Source organism: Streptomyces coacervatus, from assembly GCF_029223485.1.
Classification (GTDB): domain Bacteria; phylum Actinomycetota; class Actinomycetes; order Streptomycetales; family Streptomycetaceae; genus Streptomyces; species Streptomyces coacervatus.
In genome coordinates this window covers 538,929-561,004 of record NZ_JARHTP010000004.1, presented here as the reverse complement: position 1 = coordinate 561,004, position 22,076 = coordinate 538,929, and the positions used below count along the sequence as shown (strand labels likewise).

Annotated in this window: 20 protein-coding genes and 1 pseudogene; 13 read left to right on the top strand and 8 right to left on the bottom strand. The window is 70.8% G+C overall.

What is annotated here, in order from left to right:
- Positions 1 to 15: 15 nt before the first annotated feature.
- The 5 genes from P2Q00_RS13475 to P2Q00_RS13455 are packed head-to-tail and all read left to right on the top strand — an operon-like array spanning position 16 to position 4,262.
- Positions 16 to 1,374, top strand: a complete 1,359-nt coding sequence (locus P2Q00_RS13475) for an L-fuconate dehydratase (RefSeq protein WP_275772656.1) — start codon at positions 16 to 18, stop codon at positions 1,372 to 1,374.
- Positions 1,371 to 2,126, top strand: coding sequence for an SDR family NAD(P)-dependent oxidoreductase (locus P2Q00_RS13470; protein ID WP_275772655.1), 756 nt, complete (start codon positions 1,371 to 1,373; stop codon positions 2,124 to 2,126). Before P2Q00_RS13475 ends, P2Q00_RS13470 begins: the two co-directional genes overlap by 4 nt.
- Positions 2,123 to 3,112, top strand: coding sequence for an aldo/keto reductase (locus tag P2Q00_RS13465; RefSeq protein ID WP_275772654.1), 990 nt, complete (start codon positions 2,123 to 2,125; stop codon positions 3,110 to 3,112). The genes P2Q00_RS13470 and P2Q00_RS13465 overlap by 4 nt, the downstream gene beginning before the upstream one ends.
- Complete coding sequence (locus P2Q00_RS13460) at positions 3,112 to 3,426, top strand: L-rhamnose mutarotase (protein WP_275772652.1); 315 nt, start codon at positions 3,112 to 3,114, stop codon at positions 3,424 to 3,426. Before P2Q00_RS13465 ends, P2Q00_RS13460 begins: the two co-directional genes overlap by 1 nt.
- Positions 3,423 to 4,262 carry an amidohydrolase family protein gene (locus P2Q00_RS13455; protein ID WP_275772651.1) on the top strand — a complete coding sequence of 280 codons (840 nt, stop codon included), beginning with the start codon at positions 3,423 to 3,425 and terminating at the stop codon, positions 4,260 to 4,262. Before P2Q00_RS13460 ends, P2Q00_RS13455 begins: the two co-directional genes overlap by 4 nt.
- Before the next feature lie 10 nt (positions 4,263 to 4,272).
- On the opposite strand, the gene P2Q00_RS13450 is transcribed toward P2Q00_RS13455, so the two are convergent.
- Complete coding sequence (locus P2Q00_RS13450) at positions 4,273 to 5,880, bottom strand: serine/threonine-protein kinase (RefSeq protein ID WP_275772650.1); 1,608 nt, start codon at positions 5,878 to 5,880, stop codon at positions 4,273 to 4,275.
- A gap of 75 nt (positions 5,881 to 5,955) precedes the next feature.
- Complete coding sequence (locus P2Q00_RS13445) at positions 5,956 to 7,380, bottom strand: lipase maturation factor family protein (RefSeq protein WP_275772649.1); 1,425 nt, start codon at positions 7,378 to 7,380, stop codon at positions 5,956 to 5,958.
- A gap of 143 nt (positions 7,381 to 7,523) precedes the next feature.
- On the opposite strand from P2Q00_RS13445, the gene P2Q00_RS13440 reads away from it, so the two are divergent.
- The 3 genes from P2Q00_RS13440 (at position 7,524) to P2Q00_RS13430 (ending at position 11,881) form a co-directional block, all read left to right on the top strand.
- Positions 7,524 to 8,807 carry a DUF6777 domain-containing protein gene (locus P2Q00_RS13440; RefSeq protein ID WP_275772648.1) on the top strand — a complete coding sequence of 428 codons (1,284 nt, stop codon included), beginning with the start codon at positions 7,524 to 7,526 and terminating at the stop codon, positions 8,805 to 8,807.
- Positions 8,808 to 8,888: 81 nt separating this feature from the next.
- The gene (locus tag P2Q00_RS13435) at positions 8,889 to 10,976 is read left to right on the top strand and encodes a SpoIIE family protein phosphatase (protein ID WP_275772647.1); all 2,088 of its coding nucleotides are present in this window, start codon (positions 8,889 to 8,891) and stop codon (positions 10,974 to 10,976) included.
- 41 nt (positions 10,977 to 11,017) lie between these two features.
- Complete coding sequence (locus P2Q00_RS13430) at positions 11,018 to 11,881, top strand: Fpg/Nei family DNA glycosylase (protein ID WP_275772646.1); 864 nt, start codon at positions 11,018 to 11,020, stop codon at positions 11,879 to 11,881.
- A 114-nt stretch (positions 11,882 to 11,995) separates the two neighbouring features.
- Here P2Q00_RS13430 and P2Q00_RS13425 read toward each other — a convergent pair whose 3' ends face one another.
- The 3 genes from P2Q00_RS13425 to P2Q00_RS13415 all read right to left on the bottom strand — a co-directional run bounded on the left by P2Q00_RS13425 (position 11,996) and on the right by P2Q00_RS13415 (position 14,016).
- Positions 11,996 to 12,646: a zf-HC2 domain-containing protein gene (locus tag P2Q00_RS13425; RefSeq protein ID WP_275772644.1), complete on the bottom strand. Its 651-nt coding sequence runs from the start codon at positions 12,644 to 12,646 to the stop codon at positions 11,996 to 11,998.
- A gap of 151 nt (positions 12,647 to 12,797) precedes the next feature.
- A complete protein-coding gene (locus P2Q00_RS13420) occupies positions 12,798 to 13,313 on the bottom strand; it encodes a hypothetical protein (protein ID WP_275772643.1) in 516 nt (171 codons plus the stop codon).
- A gap of 157 nt (positions 13,314 to 13,470) precedes the next feature.
- Positions 13,471 to 14,016, bottom strand: coding sequence for a sigma-70 family RNA polymerase sigma factor (locus P2Q00_RS13415; RefSeq protein WP_123969136.1), 546 nt, complete (start codon positions 14,014 to 14,016; stop codon positions 13,471 to 13,473).
- 246 nt (positions 14,017 to 14,262) lie between these two features.
- On the opposite strand from P2Q00_RS13415, the gene P2Q00_RS13410 reads away from it, so the two are divergent.
- A complete protein-coding gene (locus P2Q00_RS13410; protein WP_275772642.1) occupies positions 14,263 to 15,429 on the top strand; it encodes a CapA family protein in 1,167 nt (388 codons plus the stop codon).
- Positions 15,430 to 15,441: 12 nt separating this feature from the next.
- Here P2Q00_RS13410 and P2Q00_RS13405 read toward each other — a convergent pair whose 3' ends face one another.
- Positions 15,442 to 15,915, bottom strand: coding sequence for a MarR family winged helix-turn-helix transcriptional regulator (locus P2Q00_RS13405; RefSeq protein ID WP_275772641.1), 474 nt, complete (start codon positions 15,913 to 15,915; stop codon positions 15,442 to 15,444).
- Positions 15,916 to 15,972: 57 nt separating this feature from the next.
- On the opposite strand from P2Q00_RS13405, the gene P2Q00_RS13400 reads away from it, so the two are divergent.
- Positions 15,973 to 16,788, top strand: a complete 816-nt coding sequence (locus tag P2Q00_RS13400) for an alpha/beta fold hydrolase (RefSeq protein ID WP_275772640.1) — start codon at positions 15,973 to 15,975, stop codon at positions 16,786 to 16,788.
- Here P2Q00_RS13400 and P2Q00_RS13395 read toward each other — a convergent pair.
- On the bottom strand, positions 16,785 to 17,609 hold the full coding sequence (locus P2Q00_RS13395; RefSeq protein WP_275772639.1) for a hypothetical protein: 825 nt from the start codon (positions 17,607 to 17,609) through the stop codon (positions 16,785 to 16,787). The two genes, P2Q00_RS13400 and P2Q00_RS13395, sit on opposite strands and share 4 nt — an antisense overlap.
- Before the next feature lie 164 nt (positions 17,610 to 17,773).
- Between P2Q00_RS13395 and P2Q00_RS13390 the strand changes: the two genes are divergently transcribed.
- A complete protein-coding gene (locus tag P2Q00_RS13390; RefSeq protein ID WP_275772637.1) occupies positions 17,774 to 18,712 on the top strand; it encodes an alpha/beta hydrolase in 939 nt (312 codons plus the stop codon).
- A 10-nt stretch (positions 18,713 to 18,722) separates the two neighbouring features.
- Positions 18,723 to 19,439: a helix-turn-helix transcriptional regulator gene (locus P2Q00_RS13385; RefSeq protein WP_275772636.1), complete on the top strand. Its 717-nt coding sequence runs from the start codon at positions 18,723 to 18,725 to the stop codon at positions 19,437 to 19,439.
- A 63-nt stretch (positions 19,440 to 19,502) separates the two neighbouring features.
- Here P2Q00_RS13385 and P2Q00_RS13380 read toward each other — a convergent pair whose 3' ends face one another.
- Positions 19,503 to 19,940 (bottom strand): glutaredoxin domain-containing protein, encoded by a 438-nt coding sequence (locus P2Q00_RS13380; RefSeq protein WP_275772634.1) that lies wholly within the window; start codon positions 19,938 to 19,940, stop codon positions 19,503 to 19,505.
- 685 nt (positions 19,941 to 20,625) lie between these two features.
- Here P2Q00_RS13380 and P2Q00_RS13375 point away from each other — a divergent pair.
- A pseudogene (locus P2Q00_RS13375) lies at positions 20,626 to 22,072 on the top strand (NF041680 family putative transposase).
- Positions 22,073 to 22,076: the final 4 nt, after the last annotated feature.

Below are 22,076 nucleotides of genomic sequence, written 5' to 3'. Positions count from 1 at the left end.
ACCGAAAGGCCCTCCGTGTCCCCGACGCCCGGCACCCCCGCCCGTATCTCCGCGGTCGACACCTACGACATCCGGTTCCCGACCTCACGCGAGCTCGACGGCTCCGACGCCATGAACCCGGACCCCGACTACTCGGCCGCGTACGTCGTGCTGCGCACAGATGGTGAAGAAGGCGCGGACGGTCCGGAGGGGCACGGGTTCACCTTCACCATCGGGCGGGGCAACGAGGTCCAGGTCGCCGCGATCCACGCGCTGCGCCACCACGTGGTCGGACGGTCCGTCGACGAGGTGTGCGCCGACCCGGGAGCCGTCTACCGGGATCTGATCGGGGACAGCCAACTCCGTTGGCTGGGGCCCGAGAAGGGGGTGATGCACATGGCGATCGGCGCCGTCATCAACGCCGTGTGGGACCTGGCGGCCAAGCGCGCCGACAAACCGCTGTGGCGGCTGCTGGCCGAGGCCGACCCCGAGTGGCTGGTCGGGCAGATCGACTTCCGGTACCTGACCGACGCCCTCACCCCGGACGAGGCGCTGGAGATCCTGCGTCGCGGCAGGCAGGGCGCCGAGGAGCGCACGGGCAGGTTGCTGGAGCGCGGATACCCGGGGTATACGACGTCCGCCGGATGGCTCGGCTACAGCGACGAGAAACTGACCCGGCTCGCCGCCCAGGCTGTCGCCGACGGCTTCACGCAGATCAAGCTCAAGGTCGGCGCGGACCTCGACGACGACGTACGCCGCTGCCGGGTTGCCCGCGCCGTCGTCGGCCCGGACATCCGCATGGCGATCGACGCCAACCAGCGCTGGGGCGTCGACGAGGCGATCCGCTGGACCAAGGCCCTGGCCGAGTTCGACCCGTACTGGATCGAGGAGCCCACCAGCCCCGACGATGTCCTCGGCCATGCGGCGATCCGCAAGGCGGTGGCCCCGGTCAAGGTCGCCACCGGCGAGCATGTCCAGAACCGGATCGTCTTCAAGCAGCTCCTGCAGGCCGGCGCACTCGATGTCGTCCAGATCGACGCGGCCCGTGTCGGCGGCGTCAACGAGAACCTCGCGATCCTGCTGCTCGCCGCCAAGTTCGGCGTACCGGTCTGCCCGCATGCGGGCGGCGTCGGCCTGTGCGAACTCGTGCAGCATCTGTCGATGTTCGACTACGTGGCGGTCTCCGGCACCACCGAGGACCGGGTCATCGAGTACGTCGACCATCTGCACGACCACTTCCTCGACCCGGTGGTGATCCGCGAGGGTCACTACACGGCACCCACCGCGCCGGGCTTCTCGGCCGCCATGCGACCGGAGTCCATCGCGCGGTACACCTTCCCCGGCGGTACATTCTGGGCCGCCGACCTCGACGAGAAGAAAGGACGGGCCGCATGAGCGACTTCGAGGGGCTGAGGGCCCTGGTCACGGGCGGGGCCTCCGGCATCGGGCGGGCGACGGCCGAACTCCTCGCCGCCCGCGGCGCCCAGGTCGCCGTCCTGGACCTCGACCCGACCTCGGTCGACAAGCCGCTGCTGGCCTACCGGGCCGACGTCACCGACGACACATCCGTACGGGAGGCGGTCGCCGCGGCGGTCACCGAGCTCGGTGGCCTCGACATCGTGATCAACAACGCGGGCACCGGCGCCCGGGGCACCGTCGAGGACAACAACGACGCCGAGTGGCACCGCGTCCTGGACGTCAACGTGATCGGCATGGTCCGCGTCGCCCGCGCCGCGCTGCCCCACCTGCGCCGGTCGCAGCACGCGGCGATCGTCAACACCTGCTCCATCGGCGCCACGGCCGGCCTCCCGCAACGGGCGCTGTACTGCGCCAGCAAGGGCGCGGTGTACTCGCTGACCCTCGCCATGGCCGCCGACCACGTCCGCGAGGGCATCCGCGTCAACTGCGTCAACCCCGGCACGGCGGACACCCCGTGGGTCGGCCGCCTGCTGGACGCGGCCGACGACCCGGCCGCCGAACGCGCCGCACTGGAGGCCCGCCAGCCCACCGGCCGCCTGGTCAGCGCGGCCGAAGTCGCGGGCGCCATCGCCTACTTGGCCAGTCCGCTGTCCGGTGCCACCACCGGCACGTCACTCGCCGTGGACGGCGGAATGCAGGGCCTGCGCCTGAGGCCGGTGGGCCAGTGACAGCGAACCGGCTGGGCGGCAGCAACGTCGACGTCAGTCCGCTGGCCTTCGGCGGGGCGGTGATCGGCAACCTCTATACGGAGGTGAGCGAGGAGCAGGCGTACCAGGCCGTATCCGCCGCCTGGCACCAGGGCATCCGCTACTTCGACACCGCCCCGCACTACGGTCTCGGCCTGTCCGAACGGCGCCTCGGCACCGCCCTGCGCGAACACCCTCGTAGCGCCTACGCGGTCTCCACCAAGGTGGGCCGCCGCCTGGAGCCCTGGGACGGCGGTGGCGACGACCTGGCCAACGGCTTCGCGGTGCCGGCCACCCGGCGGCGCGTGTGGGACTTCAGCGCGGACGGCGTACGCCGCACCCTGGACGCAAGCCTCGAACGGCTCGGCCTCGACCGCGTCGACGTCGTCTACCTCCACGACCCCGACGACCACGCCGAACAGGCCTTCCGGGAAGGCTATCCGGCCCTGGAGAAGCTGCGCTCCGAGGGCGTGGTCGGGGCGATCGGCGCCGGGATGAACCAGGCCGGGATGCTCACCCGCTTCGTCCGCGACACGGATGTCGACGTCGTCCTGTGTGCGGGCCGCTACACGCTCCTCGACCAGCGGGCGCTGGCCGAGCTCCTGCCTGCGGCCGAGCAGCGGGGCACGTCGGTGGTCGTCGGCGGCGCCTTCAACTCCGGTCTGCTGGCGGACCCGAAGCCGGGAGCCACGTACAACTACGCGGCCGCGCCGGAGGAGTTGCTGAAGCGCGCCCTGCACCTGAAGGCGATCGCCGACCGCCACGGCACCACCCTGCGCGCCGCCGCCCTCGCTTTCTGCGCCGCGCATCCGGCGGTCGCGAGCGTGCTCGTGGGCGCTCGCTCGGCTGCGGAAGTCCGCGACTGCGCCGAGCAGTTCGCGGCCGACGTGCCCGCCGCGCTCTGGCAGGAGCTGCGCGAGGAAGGCCTGCTGCCGCCCGACGCCCCCGTCCCCGCAGAGGAGGCGTGATGAGAGTCGCCCTGCACACCAAGGTCCGCGCGTCCCGCATCGCCGAGTACGAGTCCGCCCACCGCGAGGTCCCGAAGGAACTCACCGACGCGATCCGCGCGGCCGGCGCCACCTCGTGGACGATCTGGCGCAGCGGCACCGACCTCTTCCACGTCCTGGACTGCGAGGACTACGCCCTCCTCCTCGCCGAACTGGAGAAACTGCCGGTCAACATCGCCTGGCAGGCCCGCATGGCGGAACTGCTGGAGGTGGTCCACGACTACTCGGGCGAGGGTGCGGATGCGGGCCTGCCGGTGGTCTGGGAGCTGCCATGACCGTGGACGCCCATCACCACGTCTGGGACCTGTCGGTCCGGGACCAGGACTGGATCCCCGAACTCAGCCCGCTCCGCCGCAACTTCACCGTCGCCGACCTCGAACCTCAGGCGAGTGCAGCGGGAGTCGACCGCACGGTCCTCGTCCAGACGATCACAGTGCCGGAGGAAACCCCGGAGTTCCTGGCACTCGCCGCCGCCCACGACCTGATCGCGGGTGTGGTCGGCTGGACGGATCTCACCCGCCCGGACATCACCGACGAGCTCTCCCGCCTGCGCGAACTCCCCGGCGGCCACTACCTGAAGGGCATCCGCCACCAGGTCCAGGGCGAGCCGGACCCCGAGTGGCTGCTCCGCCCGGACGTACACCGGGGCCTGGCCGCGGTGGCCGAAGCGGGCCTGGTCTACGACCTGGTCGTCCTCCCGCACCAGCTGCCGTCCTGCACGAAGGCGGCCGCCGCGCTGCCCCAACTCACCTTCGTCCTGGACCACTTGGGCAAGCCGCCCATCGCCTCCGGCGCCCTGAATCCCTGGGCCGCCGAACTCCGCGCCCTCGCCGCCCTGCCGAACATGGTCGCCAAACTCTCCGGCCTGGTCACCGAGGCGGACCCCGCCTCCTGGACCGTCGACGACCTCCGCCCGTACACCGACACGGCCCTGGAGGCCTTCGGCCCGGACCGGCTGATGTTCGGCTCGGACTGGCCGGTGTGCACGGCAACAGCCACTTACGCCGAAGTCCTCGACATCACACGCCAGTTGACGAGTACAGCCGAACACGCACAGCTGTTCGAGTCCACCGCAACCCGCGTCTACGGTCTGGCCGATCCCGGCAAATGATTGCGCGCTCTCAGCGCGCCGACGGCTCGGAGGCGGTGAAGCGCTCGAAACCCGCGTGGAAGGCCGTGCCCTGCGGGTCGGTCGCGCTGTAGTGGAAGGCCGCCAGACCGCAGCCCCTATCGGCGAAGGCGGCTCCGGTGTACGAGGCGACCCGGGTGCCGTCGACGGCGAGCTCCACCTTGATCAGGCCCGCCCCGGCCGAGGAACAGGTCATCGACATGTCGACCTGCTGCTGACTGTCCACCTTCAGGCCCAGGTTCGCGAGATTGACCTCGACGACCCGGTCATGCTGGAAAGCTCCCTTGAACCGGAACTCGCGTACGATCAAGGCCTCCTGATCGGTCGTCACATACGCCGCCCAGCGGGAGCCTTTCCGGTAGTCCCCCGAGCCGTTGCACCACAGTCCGACCCCGCCCTCGCCCCCGTACCACTCCGCCTGGGTGCTCAGCTCCACCGCGAACGAGGACGGCTCGAAGGGCGCCTGCGGCCACACCTCCAGCTCAGTCCTCGGATCCACCAGCATGGTCCCGCCCTTGTGCGTGATCTTCGCCAGGGTCGGGTCCTTGTGCGACCAGTCGCCGGAGTCGGTCAAGTCATCGGTGTACGAGAGGGGTTGGGAGCCCGCGGATCTCCCGGACGACGGGGACGAGGACGGGGAGGCCGAAGGTGATCCCCCCGAGGAGGTGCTGAGCACGACGGCAAGCAGCACCGCCGCCGCGGCACTGCCGGCCGCGAACCCCCACAGCCGCAGCTGCTTGGCGCTCCCGCGTCCGGGCCGTGGCGGTTGCGGTGGCGTGCCCGGCCCCGTCTGCCCACCCTCCGCCGCCCCCGCGAGCCGGGTGACGAGCTGGGCGGCGGTGGGCCGTTCCGCCGGGTCCTTGCGCAGACAGTCGGCGACGACCGAACGGACCGGCTCCGGCACCGCCGCGAGATCCGCGTCGCGCTCGCACACGGCGACGATCACTTCGTAGGCGTTCTCCCCGTCGAAGGGATGCCGCCCCGTGGCGGCGAAGTACAGCGTGCCGCCGAGGGAGAACACGTCGGAGGCGCTGGTGACCCGGTCCGACTTGACCTGCTCGGGCGACATGTACGCGGGCGAGCCGAGCACACCGCCCGGGGTGGTGAGCGCCGACTCGAGCAGCCGGTCGTCCCGGGCGATACCGAAGTCGATGATCCGCGGACCGTCCGGGGAGAGCAGGATGTTGGACGGTTTGATGTCCCGGTGCACAATGCCCACCCGGTGCACCTGCGCCAACGCGTGCGCGACAGCCAGCGCGAGCGACTGGAGCCGCCCGGAGGACAGCGGGCCACTGGCCGCCACATGCTGGTGGATCGTAGGTCCCGGGACGAACTCGCTGACGATGTACGGGTGCCGCCCGGACAGGTCGGCGTCGAGAACCCGCGCCGTGGCCAGCTCGCCGACCCGGCTCGCCGCACCGAACTCCCGGCGTACGCGGGCGAGCGCGACCTCGTCGTACTCCTTGCCCGGCAACAGGAACTTCACCACGACCTGCTGCCCCGCCCGGTCTCTGGCGAGCCACACGACACCTTGCCCGCCCCGGCCCAACTCGCGCTCGCAGACGTACCCGCCCACCGACAACTGCATCCGCGGATCCATGCCCCCGCCCCCAGCCCCGCCCCCGGTTACATGGCTGCCCTCCAGCGTATCGGCCTTTGACGGTGGGGGAGAGGCTCACGACTTCTGTGCCACCCCCGCCAAGCGCGTAGGCGGCAGATACTCCCGCACATACGTCCGCTCCCAGCACGCCCCTGTCTCCCGCAGCTCCCGCCAGCTCGTGTACTCGTAGCGGAAGAGGCGGGCCCGGACATGGCGGGGCGGTGCGTCGGGCGGGAACGGGGAGCGGCGCAGCAGGCGCAGTGTGTCGCGGTCGTTCTCCAGGAGCCGTTCCACCAGGGCGCCGAACCACGGGCCGGCGTACGAGGGTGAGAGCGCGGCGAACCACATCAGCCAGTCCAGGCGCAGGTGGTAGGGCGCGAACTGGCGTGGCCAGTGCCGTGGATCGCCCGGCTTGCCCTTGAACTCGTACTCCCGCCAGTCGGAGTCCTCGTGCGGTACGGCGTCGTACGTGCCCTCGACGACCACCTCGTAGCGGATCCGGCTGACGCTGCCGAACGCGCCGTAGGTGTTGACCAGATGGAGGGGGTCGAAGGAGCGGTTCATGATCTGGCGGCGGGAGATCATGTTCGCCACCGGGTGGTAGCTGAGCGCGAGGAGCAGCGCGGCGACCGCGAGGACCACGGTCTCGTACCAGAGCGGGGCGCCGGGCACGGAGGACGGCGCGCCGGCAGGGAGCTTCAGTGCGGAGACGGCGAGCACGATGGTGATCCAGTTCAGCCAGGCGAAGTTGCCCGACAGCACCAGCCACAGCTGAGTCACGATCATCAGCGACGCGGCGGCCGTGGCGACCGGCTGCGGGGTGAACAGCAGCACGGGCACGACGAGTTGGGTGACGTGGTTGGCGGCCACCTCGACCCGGTGCAGGGGGCGGGGGAGGTGGTGGAAGAACCAGCTCAGCGGGCCCGGCATCGGCTGCGTCTCATGGTGGTAGTACAGGCAGGTCAGCTTCCGCCAGCACGCGTCGCCGCGCATCTTGATCAGGCCCGCACCGAACTCCACCCGGAACAGGATCCAGCGCAGCAGGAAGAGGACCACGACCGGCGGGGCCACGTCGTCGTTGCCGAGGAAGACGGCCAGGAAGCCCACCTCCAGCAGCAGGGACTCCCAGCCGAAGGCGTACCAGGTCTGGCCGACGTTGACGATCGAGAGGTACAGGACCCAGGGCACCAGCCACAGCAACATCCCTGCCCAGAGGGGGAGTTGGGAGTCCACTCCGGCGATCAGCGCCGCCGAGACCCCGCAGCCCGTCCAGGCGCAGGCCGCGAAGAAGCGGTCCGAGTAGTGGAGTTGGAACAGGCTGGGCGCCTGTCTGAAGCGCACCCGGTCGACGAAGCGGGGGACCGGCAGCATGCCCCGCTCGCCGATCAGCGCACGGAACTGCAGGGCTGCCGTCAGGAACGCCACGAGATACAGGCCGGCCAGAGCCCTCTGGAAGACCAGCCGGCTCCACCAGTACTCGGGTGCGATGAACCAGTCCACGGCCGTGCCCTCCTCACTCCATTGTCGCGCCGAACCCTATGTCACTCTCCGTATATCCATCTTCCGCTTGCGTAACCCAAGTGAGTGACGCAGACAATGGTGATGAATTGTCTGAAGTGAGGCGGGAGGAACAGGAGGAAGAGGTGCGGAAAGTCACCGGAACCTTCGCCACGGTCTGCGCGCTCATGACGGCGCTCCTCGTCGCCGGCTGCGTCGCCGGCGTCCGCAGTGTCGGCAAGGACACGAAGTCGAGTGAAGAGGTATTCCTCCAGCCCGTCGCGGCACAGGGCCCGGACCCCTTCACGCCCTCCACGGCCGTTTCGACGGCCACCCCTTCGCCCGCCACTCGCACACCGCGTACGGACCCTTCGACGTCGACGGAACCTGCGCAGGCGGTGCGGTCGATCCCCGGCTCCACGCCCGGCCTCTACGGCGGCACCGAGCGCATCGGCAGCTGCGACGTCGACCGGCAGATCGCCTACCTGACCTCGGACCCGGCCAAGGCCCGCGCCTTCGCCGAGGTCGTGGGCGTCTCCCCGGCGTCCGTCACCGGCTATCTGCGGGGGCTCGCCCCGGTCGTGCTGCGCGCCGACACCCGGGTCACCAACCACGGGTTCCGCGGCGGCCGGGCCACCAGTTTTGAGGCCGTGCTCCAGGCCGGCACCGCCGTCCTGGTCGACAACCGGGGCGTGCCCCGCGTGCGTTGCGCCTGCGGAAACCCCCTGAAACCGGCCACGGCGACCGAGAGCGGCCGGCACCTCAACGGCCGCCCCTGGTTCGGCTACCGGCCCGCCCAGGTGATCGTGGTGACACCGGCACCCCAGGTGATCACCAACATCACGATCATCAACATCGTCGACAACACCTGGATCGAGCGGCCCATCGGCCACGGCGTCCATCACGACCACACCGTGTCCCCACCGACGTCGACGACGCGTCCGCCGAGCCCGGACCACAGCGGGGCGAGCACCGGGCCGAGCACGAGCACCGGCAGCCCTTCCCCGAGTGCAAGCACCGGCACCCCCTCCCCGAGTGCAAGCACCGGCAGCCCCTCCCCGAGTGCCCAGAGTTCCTCCCCGAGCGACCTGAGCCCCTCCCCGTCCGGGTCTGCCACCGGCTGTGCAACCCCGACCCCCACCCCGGGGGCCACCGGCGACGTGACGACCGGAAAGCCGTCCGCCGGGCCCACCGGCTGTCTGTCGACGACGGCCACAGCCGCACCCCCGGCGTCGAAGCCCGGCTCCAGCACGCCCGGCGCGGCGACGACCGCAACGCGGGTACCCGAGACGTCCCCGGGCCCCACGGACGAGATCGGCCCCGGGACAGTGACGGACACCCCCGGCCTGCCCGACGGCGGCGGACTGGTCCCCGGCGGCACCACGAGCCGCAGCATCCTCGACAGCCCCACGGGCGTTTTCGGCAGCTGACCACCGACGGCGACCGGGAAGCCGGGAATTCCTCCCCGCTCCCCGGTCGAAGAATCGTGCGAACCCTGGCAAGGTGTCCCCATGGTTGATCGGGGCGTGAGCGCCCTGTCTCTCCCGGACGACTGGCCCGCCCACCCGGATCCGATCCTGGCGCTCAATCGCATGGGCAGCTTCGACTGGGACCTGGACAGCGGTCTGTTCCACATGGACGCCCAGGCCCACGAGGTCTTCGACCTGCGCCCCGACGAATACGACGACCACCCCGAGACGCTCGCCGTCCGGGTCCCCCGGGCCGAGGCCTACCGGCTCGACGGGCTGGTCGCCCAGGCCATGAAGGACGGCAGCGAGAACTACGGCGCCTACTTCCGTATCCGCCGCCGCGACGGCACCCTGCGCTGGACCCACACTCAGGGCTACATCCGGCGCGACGAGACGGGCCGCCCGCGCCGGATCATCGGCATCGTCCGGGACGCCACCCAGGAGCTCAGCGAGAGCCAGGACGGCCGCGAGGAGGCCGCCGAGGACGCGGCGCGGCGCGAGCAGACCAACGTCGTCCAGCTCACCACGGCCGCCCTCGCGCACGCCCGCACCGTCCAGGACGTCATCGACGTCCTCAAGGACACCCACGGCCTCGTCCACCTCGGCGCCACCAGCCTGGTCATGGGCCGGGTCGAGGCAGGCCGCATCCGGTTGATCGCCGAGGGCCCCGCAGGCAGCTTCGTCCCCGGCACCGACCTCACCCGCATCGACGAGCCCTACCCGATGAGCGAGGTCGTACGGACCCTCGCGCCCCGTTTCATCGAGTCGCCGGAGGAGTTCGCCGAGGGCTACCCCAAGCTGTGGCCGCACCTCACCGACCTCAACATCACGTCGGCCGCCTACCTGCCGTTGATCGTCCAGGCCCGGCCGATCGGCGCCATGGGCCTGCTCTACAGCGACCGTCGCGGCTTCACGCCCGAGGAACGCAACGTCCTGCTCGCCCTCGGCAGCAGCATCGCCCAGAGCATGCAGCGCGCCATGTTCTACGAGCAGGAGAAGGACCTCGCCACCGGCCTCCAGCAGGCGATGCTGCCGCGCACCATCCCCAGCGTCCGCGGCGCCGACGTCGCCGTCCGCTACCGCTCCGGCTCCACAGCGGGCTCCCTGGGCCGTGACATCGGCGGCGACTGGTACGACCTGATCCCGCTGCCCGGCGGCCGGGTCGGCGCCGTCATCGGCGACGTCCAGGGCCATGACACGCACGCGGCCGCCGTCATGGGCCAGCTGCGCATCGTGCTGCGCGCCTACGCCGCCGAGGGGCACACGCCCGCGACCGTCATGGCCCGCGCCTCCGTCTTCCTCCATGAACTCGACACCGACCGCTTCGCGACCTGCCTGTACGCGGAGGCCGACCTGACCACCGGGGTGGTCCAGGTGGTCCGCGCCGGTCACATCGACCCGCTGATCCGGGCAGCTGACGGCAGCTGCCGCCGCATCTCCCTGCCGGGCGGACTGCCACTGGGACTGTCCGCCGAGTTCGGGAGCCTCGAATACCCCGTCGGCACCCTCGAACTCGACCCCGGCAACACCCTCCTGCTGTGCACCGACGGCCTGGTCGAACAGCCCGGCGCCGACCTCGACGACGGCATGCGCACCCTCACCGCCCTCATCACCGGCGGCCCGGACGACGTACGGGACCTCGCGGACTGTCTCATCGACGTGGCCGAGGAACGCGGCGGCGACGACGACGTGGCCCTGCTCCTGCTGCGCCGCCGCGGACTGGACACCCCGCAGTCCGGCGGTCGGCTCCAGCAGCATGTGGCACCGGGCGACCCCGAGGCCCTGACCTCGGCCCGGCACATGATCCGGGCCGCGGTCCGCGCATGGGGCGCCCGGGACCGCGCCGACGAGATCGAGCTGGTCGCCGACGAAATGATCACCAACGCGCTGATGCACACGGAGGGATCCGCGATCGTCACCCTCCGGGTCCTCGGCGGCAGCGACCGCCGGCTGCGCGTCGAGGTCGAGGACTCCTCCAGCGCCCTGCCGCGCCGCCGCGAGGCGGGGGAGTCGGGGGTCTCCGGCCGGGGCCTGCTCCTGGTCGACCTGCTCACGGACGTGTGGGGCGTGGAGGCGCGGGGCGGCGGCAAGTGCGTGTGGTGCGAGTTCGTCGTCCCGGACCTCGACTGAACCCACCTGGCACTGTCGGTGCCGGGTGGCACTCTGGACGTATGCCGGAACTCCCCGAGGTCGAAGCGCTCAAGGACTTCCTCACCGAGCACCTGGTCGGTCACGAGATCGTGCGGGTGCTGCCCGTCGCCATCAGTGTCCTCAAGACGTACGACCCCCCGCTCACCGCCGTCGAGGGCCGCGAGGTCACCGCCGTGCACCGGCACGGCAAGTTCCTCGACCTGGAGACGGACGGCGGCCCGCACTTCGTGACCCACCTGGCCCGCGCGGGCTGGCTGCACTGGAAGGACCGGCTCCCGGACGGCCCGCCCCGCCCCGGCAAGGGCCCCCTCGCCCTGCGCGTGGCCCTGGAGACGGGGGAGGGCTTCGACCTCACGGAGGCGGGCACCCAGAAACGCCTCGCCGTCTACGTCGTCCACGACCCCCAGCAGATCCCGGGCGTCGCCCGCCTCGGCCCCGACCCGCTCGCCGCCGACTTCGACGAAAGCCGCTTCGCCGAACTCCTTGGACCCGAGCGCCGTCAGCTCAAGGGCGCCCTGCGTGACCAGAGCCTGATCGCCGGCGTGGGCAACGCGTACAGCGACGAGATCCTGCACGCGGCGAAGATGTCCCCCTTCAAACTGGCCGCGACCCTCACCCCCGAGGACACCACCCGCCTCTACGAGGCCCTGCGGGCCACCCTCACCGAGGCGGTCGAGCGCTCCCGCGGTGTGGCCGCCGGCCGTCTGAAGGCGGAGAAGAAGAGCGGCCTGCGCGTCCACGGCCGCACCGGCGAGCCCTGCCCGGTATGCGGCGACACCATCCGCGAGGTTTCCTTCAGCGACTCGTCACTCCAGTACTGCCCAACCTGCCAGACGGGAGGCAAACCACTGGCGGACCGAAGAATGTCCCGCCTGCTGAAGTAGCGGATATTCGGCTGCGCGGAGAGCGATGCGGTTCGGCAGCGCCCTGAAGGGGCGCGGGGAACTGCGCGACAAGCCACAACGGCGCTGCAGACGAAGACGCACCCCACGGGGCACTCAGCGCGCCGACAGCGTCACCAAATGCTCCCCGTCCACCGTGCGGAGCTCATACCGCGCGATCTCACCGGTATGCATGGCGGAGCCACCCCGCATGGTGATCGGCCGCGCATCATGGCTGGGCACGGTCCAGCTGGTCACGGTCTGCTCGGAACCGTCACGGCCGACGGCGACCAGACGACAGGAGCGCGGCCCCGCTCCGTCCTTCACCTCAAGCTTCACCACGCTGCCCGAGTAGTCGTCCGCCGTCGTCACCCGGGCCCACACGCCCGACTTGGCGTCAGTTGCGGTGATTCGTACGGCTTTGTCGCCGCCGGCCGTGGCCATCATGATTCCGGGTCCGGCCGCGGCGACCGCCACCGAGGCGGCCACGGCGTACAGGAAGCGCCGCCGGCCGGCCCGGTGCCGGGTGGCCACCGCGCCGAGCAGCCGGTCGAGCAGCTGCGGGCCGGGCCTGGTCATGGGGCTCACGAACCGTGGCGTCGCCCGGCGGTACAGCATCATCTGCCGGGTGATGGGCCCGAATTCGGTCACGTGAGCGGCGCAGCGCGCGCACTCCATGAGGTGGTCCTCGAAGCGGAAGGCGTCCGCCTCGTCCAGCACGCCGAGCGCGTACGCGGCGACGTCGCGATGCCTCTCCTGGGACCTCATGCCGAATCCTCGTGCCGTTGGGTGCGGGTGGGGTTACTCCTTGCTCCCACCGGTACGCACCAGACAGTCGAATCACTCAAGGCCCGCACAGAATCGCAACCAATGGATTCGGAGCGGCCGGGCCCGCGGATTGGTCCGGTTCGGAACGAGTTCAGAAAAGGTGGATGGCGAGGTGGCCCAGGGGCAGGCCCAGTTGCCACGCCTTAGTCCACACCTTCGGACCCTCGTCCTCGCCGACCATCGCGGCGCCGCCCGGCACCGCGTTCAGGTCGGGCGCGAGGAGCTCGGTCTCCTCGAGCCAGCGCCAGGCGGCCCGGGCCAGTTCCAAGTCGGGTGCGGGGCCGCCGGATTCGGCTGCCTCGGCGGCGAGCTTCGCCATCCGCTCGCGCACCCAGTCCTGCCAAGGCTGGTCGTACGCCGTCAGCGACAGCCAGGTCTCCAGCTGGGAGACCACCCGGATGCCGGGGAGTTCGCCGTCCGTGTCCGAGAGGAAGACGGTCAGCGCCAGGGCGTCGCGCCCGGCCCGGAACTCGAAGGACGTCGGCGGCATCAGGTCGCCGGTGCGCAGCAGCTCGTCGGCGATGTACTCGGCATACAGCCAGGCCATGGGGACGACCAGCTCACCGCCGCCGGTGCCGTCCGTGCTCTCTTGACCTCTGTGCAGCATCCCTTCCTGCCTTCCTCCGGTGCGTGCGCGTCGCCCGACTCCGGGCCCCGGTCGCGGGACCCCGAGCCCCCAGTCCGGAACACGGATGAGGACAGCTGATTGCTCAACCGGGGTCCTCAGCAAGGCGCTTTACGGAGGTTTGACTCAGCCGACGGTTTCACCGCAGGTCGGCCGCATATCCGGGAAGCACCCGGCGCAGGGCGCGCAGCGCGTAGTACGCGCGGGACTTCACCGTACCGGGCGGGATTCCTAGGGTTTCGGCGGCTTCCGCCACACTCGCCCCCTGGAAGTACACGAGCACCAGGACTTCACGGTGCTCCGGCGTGAGTGTCTTCACAGCCTCGCGTACATCGAGGGCGGCGGCGGCCCGCTCGGCATGGTCGCCGATCACCCGCGCGTTCTCCAGGACCGCGTCCCCGACCTCGGGCGGCCGCGCCTGCCGGGCCCGCCGTGCGTCGATGGCGAGCCGCCGTCCCACGGTCATGAGCCACGGCCGTACGGAGTCGAAGTCGTCGGCGCGCAGCGCCTCGGGATGCTGCCAGGCGCGGACGAGGGTCTCCTGCACGAGGTCCTCGGCGCGCTGCCGGTCGCCGTCGCAGAGCCGGAGGAGGAGTGCGAAGAGGGGTCGGCCGTGCTCGCGCTGCAGCGCGGCGAGCTCGTGCTCGGCGGTCGTCGCGTTCGTGAGGGTGGTTCCGGCCGTCATGGCCGTATGGCATCGCAGGGTGCCGTTTCGGGACAGGGCCCGTACCGGGATCTGCGGCGGACGGTCGATCGCGTCGACGAACGGTACGACGAACGGTCCCGCACAGCCCGCGAACGGTCCCGGGCGCCCGTTCGCGGGCGCCGGACGGGCTAATCGGGGCGCCGGGGTTGTTTGGGGGCGCACTCAGCTTCGTACCTATTTTTCATATCTATTTGTGCGTAAATGTGACAACAGTGGGGTGAGCTGATGATTGCACGGAGACGACAGGTCGCCGTGGCCCTCATGGCCGTTCTGACCGCGGGCGCGGCCTGCCAGACCCAGCATCACCAGGCGTCCACCCGTGCCGGACACCCGGCGGCCCCGGCCCCGGGTGCGCCCGCGGCCCGGGAGTTCACACTGGTCGCCTCCGGCGACGTCATCCCGCACAGCTCGATCATCGACCGTGCCCGCTTCGACGGCGGCGGCGTCGGCTACGACTTCCGGCCGATGTTCTCCGGCATCAAACCCGTCGTCGCCCGCGCGGATCTGGCGCTGTGTCACATGGAGACCGTCTACGGGGCGAACGGCGTCTACACCGGCCGCCCCGTCTTCAAGTCCCCGCCCGAGGTCGCCCAGGGCCTGGCCGCCACCGGTTACGACGGCTGCTCCACCGCCTCCGACCACAGCCTCGACGACGGCGCCGACGGCATCCGCCGCACCCTCGACGCCCTCGACGGCGTGGGCGTGCGGCACGCCGGTACGGCGCGGAGCGAGGCCGAGGCGCGCACGGTCACGATGCTGCGCGCAGGCCCCGCCAAGGTCGCCCACCTCGCCTACACCTTCGACACCAACGGCATCCCGCTGCCCCAGGGCGAGCCGTGGGCCGTCAGCCTCCTGAACGAGAACAGGATCATCGAGGACGCCCGCGCGGCCCGGCGGGCAGGAGCCGACGTGGTCGTCGTCTCCGTGCACTGGGGCACCGAATGGCAGGATGCGCCCGACCAGCAGCAGCTCGCCCTGGCCCAGCAGCTCACGGCCTCCCGCACCGGCGGCCGGCCCGACGTCGACCTCATCCTCGGCACCCGCGCCCATGTCCCGCAGGCGTACGAGAAGGTCAACGGCACCTGGGTCGTCTACGGCCTGGGCGACCAGGTCGCCGGCGAGATGTACAACAAGGAGGGCGCCCAGGACCCGCGCGCCAACCAGTCCACCCTCGGCCGCTTCACCTTCACCCGGCCCGCCCGGCCGGGCGGCTGCTGGGAGGTCACCAAGGCGGAGTTCGTCCCGCAGCTCTTCGACGTCGACGCCGGGCGGGTGGTCGACCTCAACCAGGCCATCGCCCGGGGCGCCGAGGTGAAGGGCGTGCGCGACGCGATCCGGAACGTGGTGCTCAGCCGGGGCGCGGCCAAGGACGGGCTGACGATGGGGCAGTAGCCACTCGTCGGCTCAGTCCAGGTCCACGTGGTCGAAGGTCTTCAGCAGCTCCGTCAACACCCGTACGCACGCCCGGACTTCGGCGTCGGTCAGATCGCCGCCGACCTGCCGGTTCAGGTAGTGCTCACGGCCCAGGACGGCCGTGATGGTCGCCCGGCCCTCCTCCGTGAGCCCGATCAGGGACGACCGTTGGTGCGCGGGGTTGGGAGTGACCTCGATCCACCCCTGGGCCGCCGCGTCGTTGACCATGCGCTGCACGAACTGCCGGCTCAGGGTCAGGATCCGGCCCATCTGAGGCACCGTCATGGGCCCGTGCTGCCGCAGCAGATCCAGCACGGCGCGGACGCCGACGGAGACCCCCTCGACCGCTTCGCCCTGCTCGACCTTGCGCAGGGCGCGCCGGTACAGCGGGCCGACCAGGTCGAACACCTCGGTGAGGCGGTGGCCCAGCTCGTCGGGGGTGAGGGGCTTGTCGATGTCGTTCACCCGGCCATCATGACATCCCGGTTGTCAAAACCCTCCGAAGATGACACCTTGGTTGTCATGAATGGTGCTTCGAACGTTCGCTTCTTCCCGTCCTCCGACGGTGACCTCGCCTATCTCGACACCGGCTCCGGTGACCTCGTGGTCCTCCTCCACTCCGGGTACGTCGACCACCGTGTCTGGGACGACCAGATACCGGCCCTCGCCGCCGAGTACCGCGTGATCGCCCCGGACGTACGCGGCCACGGATCCTCCGCCAACGCCACCAAGCCGTTCCGCTGGGCCGACGACCTCGCCGCCCTGCTCCGCCACCTCGACGCGGGCCCCGCGGTCCTCGTCGGCCTGTCGATGGGCGGCGTGATCGCCACCGACACCGTGCTGGAATACCCGGAGCTCGTGCGCGCCGTGGTCACCTGCGGCGCCGCGACCGGGGACTTCCAGTACACGGACGACTGGACCCGGGAGATCCAGGCCGAGTACGCCCGCACGCTGGGCGCCGGTGACCTCGAGGGCTGGCTCGATGTGTTCGTGCGGGTCGTGCCCGGCCCGTACCGCAGTGCCGACGACGTCGACCCGGACATCGCGCGCCGGCTGAAGGAGATGGCCTTCAACTCGATGTCGAAGCACACGCCCGGTGAGAAGGACTGGCACGAGCGCGTGACCGACTCCTGGTCCCGCCTGCCGAAGATCGACGTCCCGGTGCTCACCGTCAACGGCACCCTGGAGCCCCCCGAGATGCTCGACGCGGCCGAACGCCTCGCCCGCGCCGTCCCCGACGGGCGTGCCCACACCGTCGAAGACACCGCCCACTACCCGAACATGGAGAAGCCGGAGGTCTTCAACAGGATCCTGCTGGAGTTCCTCCGCACCCTCTAGGAAGGGCTCGGGGAGGCCGACACGGGCGGAAAACTCGGGTGCAGCGAGGGAGAGAGCGGAGCCAGCCCCTTGCACAGCGAGGCCGGGAAATCCGGCTCCCTGCGCTGCACGTCCCGGCAGCCTCCGGCCACCCCTTCGGCGATCGGCACCCAGCCGGACTTCCGGGCCCGGAAGAACCAGCGGTCACCGAGCCGGGACGAGCAGCCGGGCGCCGACCCGTCGCCGCAGGCCGGTCCGGTCCGCCAGGAGAAGTCCAGCACCAGCCACTTGCCGTCGCACTCCTCAGAGTCCCGGTACGTGTGCTCGGGCGCGTCCACCGCCATCAGCGCCTGGTCGTAGGAGGCGGCCGTACAGCCCGTCGCCGGCGGCGTGCAACCCAGCTTCCCGCACAGCCGCAATGCGGGCGGCCGGGCGCCGTCGGCGGTGAACTGCACGTAATTGTCGACGACCACCTTCCGGCTGCCCAAGGGGGCGGGCAGCCGGACCCGCGCCGTGGCCGACCTCTCCTTGGTACAGCCGGAACTCCGGTCCCCCGCCGGGGAGTAGAAGCTGATCTGGACCCGCACGAGGTCCTCCTGCACGGGGTCGGTGAGCACCGCCTTGAGCTCCCGCACACACGCATGCGCGCCACTGGGCACCTGCGCGTCGAGGAGCAGCGTGCGGCCCCCGTCGGCGAGACGGGCCCCGGTCACCTCCGAGGGCTCCCCAATGGTCCACGGGATCGGCCCGGTCGGCGACTGCGACGTCCCCCGGCCGGCCACCTGCGTCCCGCACGCGCCGAGCAGCAGCACGGCGGCCACGGCGCAGAGCACAGCGGTCACAACCGCACCGCGCCTGTTGCGTCTTCCAACTGATCCCATCAGCACTCAATCCCCCCGTGTCGCACCGGAGTTGTCCCGGCCGACGCAGAACTCTAGTGCCGTGACACAGCTCACTGGGAAAGGGTGACAGGGTGTTGTCGCGGACACCTGCGACCGTCGACGTCATGACGATCACTGATGAGGACTGCCTCGCCGAGACCCTCGCATTCAACGAGCAGTTCGAGGCCACTGCCGCAAGCCGTCCCACCCGCGGGCAGGCGCCGGACGCCACCATGCTCGCGCTCCTGCGGCGCAACCGGCTGGGCGGCCACACGCCACCGGTGAGACTGCCACAGGGCCAGGACCGCGTCGTGGCAGGCGGGGTGCGAGTGCGGGCGTTCGTGCCGGACGGCATCGACGGCGTATATCTGCACCTGCACGGAGGTGGCTGGGCGTTCGGCTCCGCGGACGGGCAGGACGAGAGGCTGTGGCGGCTCGCCGTACGGGCACGGCTGGCCGTGGTGAGCGTGGAGTACCGGCTGGCACCGGAGCACCCGTTCCCCGCCGGACCCGACGACTGCGAAGCGGCGGCCCGATGGCTGGTGGACCACGCCGCAGCCGAGTTCGGCACCGAGCGGCTCCTGATCGGCGGCGAATCAGCCGGCGCCCACCTGAGCGTCGTGACACTGCTGCGCCTTCGCGACCGGCACCGCATCACCGGCGCGTTCCGGGCGGCCCACCTGCTCTTCGGCCCGTACGACCTGTCGATGACACCGAGCCAGCGGTTGTTCGGCCCCAGGCGGCTGCTGAGCAACACCGAGACGCTGCACGGCAGTTACGAGCTGTTCACACCGGGCATGCGGGCGGAGCAGCGCCGCGACCCGGAAATCTCACCGCTCTTCGCCGACCTGACCGGTCTGCCGTCCGCCCGGATCGTCGTCGGTACCGAGGATCCGCTGCTGGACGACTCACTGTTCCTGGCCCAGCGGTGGCAGGCGACGGGTGCGCCCGTGCAACTCGGCGTCGTCGCCGGCGCGATGCACGGATTCACCCTGTTCCCGCTGACCGTCACCGAGCGGGAACAGGGACGTGAACGGGAATTCCTGACCACGGAGGGACGGTAGCGTCGCCGTCATGAACCGCACTGCCCGGCTCTATGCGCTGGTCGAAGAGTTGCGCGCGTCGGCGCCGCGGCTACTGACGGTCGCGGCGCTCGCCGCACGGTTCGAGGTCGGCACCCGCACGGTGCAGCGTGACCTGCAGGCGCTGATGGAGTCCGGCGTCCCGGTGCGCACCACACCCGGGCGAGGCGGGGGCTGGACGATCGACCCGGCCACGACGCTACCTCCGATGCACTTCACGACGGATGAGGCCTGGGCCTTGGCCGCCGCGCTGGCCGCGGCCGACGCCTCCGCCCCCTATGCCGGGGCGGCCCGCACGGCGTACCAGAAGATCACGGCCTCGATGACCGCTCCAGCCTCGGCGGCGGCCCGGGAGCTCGCCGCACGGATCGTCGCGCTGCCGGCGCGGACCGACTCCACGGTCCGCGCCGCAGTGGAACAGGCCCTCACCGACAACAGGGTGCTGCGACTGTCCTACGTCGACGCGGCAGGACGCGAGAGCGACCGCGAAGTGGAACCGGCCGGACTGCTCACCGCCGACGGCCGCTGGTACCTCATCGCCTGGTGCCGCACACGGCGGGCCGGCCGGGGCTTCCGCCTGGACCGGATCGCAGCAGCAGCTCCGACCGATGAGCGGGCGAACCCCCACGACCTGGCCGAACTGCTGCTCGGCTCGGTCGCCGCAGGCGCGGTGCGGCCCCGGCCCGCGGCACTGGCCTCACTGCCCTAGCTTGTCCTTTAACCTCCGTGCGCCTGGGGCTGCGGGTGGCTCTCCGTAGAGTGCGGTTTCTGATCACACGGACGGGGAGAGCTGTCCGCGCACCCATTCGGGGTCGGGGTTGGTGTGTGGCTGGCCCGCCACGATGACGGTCGGCACGGTCTCGTTGCCGTCGTTGGCTGCTCTCACCGTTGCGGCTCCTGCCGGGTCGCGCCAGATGTCGACCCAGTGCAACTGGCGGGCGCCGCGGCCCAGCCGGATGCGCAGTCGTATGCAGTACTTGCAGCCGGGCCGCCAGAAGACGACCGGTCGGCCGTCGACCGCGCTGCGGCGTTGTGCCTCCTGCGCACCGATCGACCTCGGGAAGATCAGGGGTGAGTTCACGCCGGCGAGCGCCAGGAACGCCAGCAGGAGTGCTGCGGCTGTGCCGGGGCTCCCCTGGAAGATCTGCCCGGCCGCGACGGCTGAGCCGCTGAGCACAAGCAGCATCGGCAGGATCCAAGCGCGCATCATGGTGATGCAGGTTACCGGTGAGTCGAATCGGCCCTCGAACTAGGTCGTTCACCTGGGTGTTCGCCGGACGCTGAGGCGGCCTTCGTCTGATCATGTGCTCCGACCAAGGATGCACGTGACCACGACGAAGGCCGTGAAGGTGAGTCTGCTGCCTGACCATGCTCGGGGGAAGCGGCCGATCCGACGGGTGCTCGCTGGCCTCAGGCACGTCGGTGAGTCTCGTGCGCTCCTCGGGAGCTTCCGAGCGCCATCACGCCGGGAATACCGGTACAGCAGGGCCGCGACCGGGAATACTCCCAGCCCATTCACACCTGTGCCAACGAGCACACATTTTCAGGAAGCCTGCCACATGACCCCTGTACGCCGGTTCGTCACCGCGGGAGCAGCAACCGTCCTTCTCGCACTTGGCAGTATCACGCTAGCCACCCCCGCTCAGGCCGCTCCTGGCCCACTTGGAGGGGTCGCGGACGGCGTCTGGAACGTCACCGAGTCAGCCGTAGGCCTCCTCGGGAAACCTGTGAGTCTTTGAGGGGGAGATGAACGGCTAGCTTGATCTTTAAGGTCAAGGTCCGAATGCGACCTCGAACTCGATCACTCGTGACGGTAACTCCCGTACGTGCAGGCGGCCTTCGGCTGATCATGTGCTCCGACCAAGGACACACATGCTCAGCACGAAGGCCGTGGGATGAGTCTGCTGCACAACGCTGCTCCGGTGGAGCCGTTCGCCGAACTGTCACGCTTCCGGGGCGAGTTCTACTCGTGTCTGACCTCGCGTGCGGACGCATTGTTCGACCTGGCGGATGCGGTGTTGTGTGCGGACGGCCCGGTCAGGTCGCTGGTGGGCGAGCATCGCCGTGGGCACGGCAGCCTCTACTCCGCCCTGACGGCGGGGCGGGTGGATGTGTCCCGGCTGCGGCGAGCCGTGGCCACAGTCCCGCTGCCACGGGCCGCCGACGGTCGGCTCGTGCTGGCCGCTGACCTCACCTGCTGGCTGCGGCCGGATGCGCATACCTCGCCCGAGCGGGTCCTGTGCCACACCCACGGCCGCGGCAAGGACCAGCACATTCCCGTTCCGGGCTGGCCGTACTCGGTGATCTGCGCGCTGGAGACGGGCCGCAGCTCGTGGACCGCGCCGCTGGACGCGCTGCGGCTGGCTCCGGGCGACGACGGCGCCACGGTGACCGCGCGGCAGATGCGCGAGCTCATCGAGCGCCTCATCGAGGCCGGGCAACGGCACCAGGGCGACCCGGACATCCTCATCGTGGTCGACGCCGGCTACGACGTGCTCCGCCTGGCCTTCCTCCTGAACGACCTGCCCGTGCAGGTGCTTGGGCGGATGTGCTCGGACCGCGTCCTGCGCCGGGCCGTCCCGCCGCGCGAACCGCACACCATGGGCCGCCCGCCACGGCACGGCGGCGAGTTCGTCTTCGGTGATCCGGCCACCTGGAACACGCCCGAGGTCGAAACAGTGAACGAGACCCGCCTCTGCGGGAAGGCCACCGCACAAGCATGGGACCGCCTTCACCCGCGGCTGACCCACCGGTCCGCCTGGACCGCCCAGCTGGGCGCCCTCCCGGTCGTTGAGGGCACTGTGATCCATCTGCGGGTCGAGCACCTGCCCAGCGGGGCCACCCCGAAGCCGGTGTGGCTGTGGTGGTCGGGCACCGGCGCTACCGCCGCGGGGGTCGACCGGCTCTGGCAGGCGTTCCTGCGGCGCTTCGACATCGAGCACACCTTCCGGTTCTTCAAGCAGACCCTGGGCTGGACCTGCCCGAAGATCCGCACCCCCGAGGCGGCTGACCGATGGACCTGGCTGATCCTCGCCGTCCATGCCCAGCTCCGGCTCGCCCGCCCTCCCGTTGGCAGCCGATCTGCGACGCCCCTGGGAGAGGCCCAGCGAACCGCACAAGCTCACTCCCGCCCGCATCCGGCGCGACTTTCGGCACCTCCGGCCTAAGGCCACCTGCCCGGCTGGTGCACCGAAACCCACCAGCCCAGGGCCAGGGCGGCCGCCAGGCCGCAAGAACGCTCGCCCGACCCCGCGCCACGACGTCCACACAGTCCGCAAAACGGACACTGCGAAACGGAAGAAGAAGAAGTCAACCACCCCTCGCCCACGGCGCACAGGTTAAAGAT

Bases quoted from the DNA above. Each gene is read 5' to 3' on its own strand.
- P2Q00_RS13385 (WP_275772636.1), top strand. From the start codon at position 18,723: ATGAACCGCACTGCCCGGCTCTATGCGCTGGTCGAAGAGTTGCGCGCG.
- P2Q00_RS13425 (WP_275772644.1), bottom strand. From the start codon at position 12,646: ATGAGGTCCCAGGAGAGGCATCGCGACGTCGCCGCGTACGCGCTCGGC.
- P2Q00_RS13435 (WP_275772647.1), top strand. From the start codon at position 8,889: ATGGTTGATCGGGGCGTGAGCGCCCTGTCTCTCCCGGACGACTGGCCC.
- P2Q00_RS13390 (WP_275772637.1), top strand. From the start codon at position 17,774: ATGACGATCACTGATGAGGACTGCCTCGCCGAGACCCTCGCATTCAAC.
- P2Q00_RS13420 (WP_275772643.1), bottom strand. From the start codon at position 13,313: ATGCTGCACAGAGGTCAAGAGAGCACGGACGGCACCGGCGGCGGTGAG.
- P2Q00_RS13400 (WP_275772640.1), top strand. From the start codon at position 15,973: ATGAATGGTGCTTCGAACGTTCGCTTCTTCCCGTCCTCCGACGGTGAC.
- P2Q00_RS13415 (WP_123969136.1), bottom strand. From the start codon at position 14,016: ATGACGGCCGGAACCACCCTCACGAACGCGACGACCGCCGAGCACGAG.
- P2Q00_RS13470 (WP_275772655.1), top strand. From the start codon at position 1,371: ATGAGCGACTTCGAGGGGCTGAGGGCCCTGGTCACGGGCGGGGCCTCC.
- P2Q00_RS13455 (WP_275772651.1), top strand. From the start codon at position 3,423: ATGACCGTGGACGCCCATCACCACGTCTGGGACCTGTCGGTCCGGGAC.
- P2Q00_RS13460 (WP_275772652.1), top strand. From the start codon at position 3,112: ATGAGAGTCGCCCTGCACACCAAGGTCCGCGCGTCCCGCATCGCCGAG.
- P2Q00_RS13430 (WP_275772646.1), top strand. From the start codon at position 11,018: ATGCCGGAACTCCCCGAGGTCGAAGCGCTCAAGGACTTCCTCACCGAG.
- P2Q00_RS13450 (WP_275772650.1), bottom strand. From the start codon at position 5,880: ATGGATCCGCGGATGCAGTTGTCGGTGGGCGGGTACGTCTGCGAGCGC.
- P2Q00_RS13380 (WP_275772634.1), bottom strand. From the start codon at position 19,940: ATGATGCGCGCTTGGATCCTGCCGATGCTGCTTGTGCTCAGCGGCTCA.
- P2Q00_RS13410 (WP_275772642.1), top strand. From the start codon at position 14,263: ATGATTGCACGGAGACGACAGGTCGCCGTGGCCCTCATGGCCGTTCTG.